This is a genomic window from Faecalimonas canis, assembly GCF_054601575.1.
Genome location: NZ_BAAHSI010000054.1, coordinates 1 through 679 on the forward strand (window position 1 = coordinate 1; position 679 = coordinate 679).

The 679-nt window shown below is 39.6% G+C and carries 1 protein-coding gene; it reads right to left on the reverse strand.

From position 1 onward, the window contains the following. The coding region (locus ACYPXO_RS11000) for a CHC2 zinc finger domain-containing protein (RefSeq protein ID WP_459640612.1) at positions 1–562 on the reverse strand (562 nt) is incomplete at its 3' end. Positions 563–679 lie beyond the last annotated feature (117 nt).

Here is a 679-nt window from a genome sequence, read left to right on the forward strand (position 1 = left end):
TTCTAGGTGTTGGCGTTAGTTCTCTGCCGTCTTTGATTGTGATTGTAGGATTGACCCATTTTGGATTAAAACCAATGCTGAACTTCTTAGCAAGTTCTTTGCTGATTCCTCGCCTTTGCAAGTAGTCACTTTGATCTATCTGCTGGCTGGCTACTTCAATAACTTTGCGATTAAATTCATTAATCTTGTTACGCTCTACATCTTCTAGCTTAACTTTGAACTTGCTTACATTAACATGCACGTAGTCTGCTAGCTTGATATATACTTCTTTGAAGCCGTTAGGATAATGCACGCGGTTTGAACTATCCACGCTTGCCTGCATCTGATCTATTGCGAATAAGTCGAAAATATCAAAACTTGCATTGCACCCGTGGCAATATACCGTTTGACTAGCTGCGTAATAAGTCATGCTGGGATTCTTGTCCGCATGGTTTGGATTTAAGCAAGTGAAGTTCTTTTTTAAGTCGATTCCTTTGCCTGTAAGGTAGTCTGGCAATAAGGCTTTCAAATCGTCTATACTTGCTTTAACATTATTATTTGAGGATTTGCTATTTTGATTCATGATAAATCCTTTCTATAATTTCAATCACTGCGGTAGCCCAACAGCTACCGCCTTTTTGTTTGCTTCAACAGGTCTGCTCGCCTGCGGAACATTTTTAGCATAATTGAAGGGGCTAAC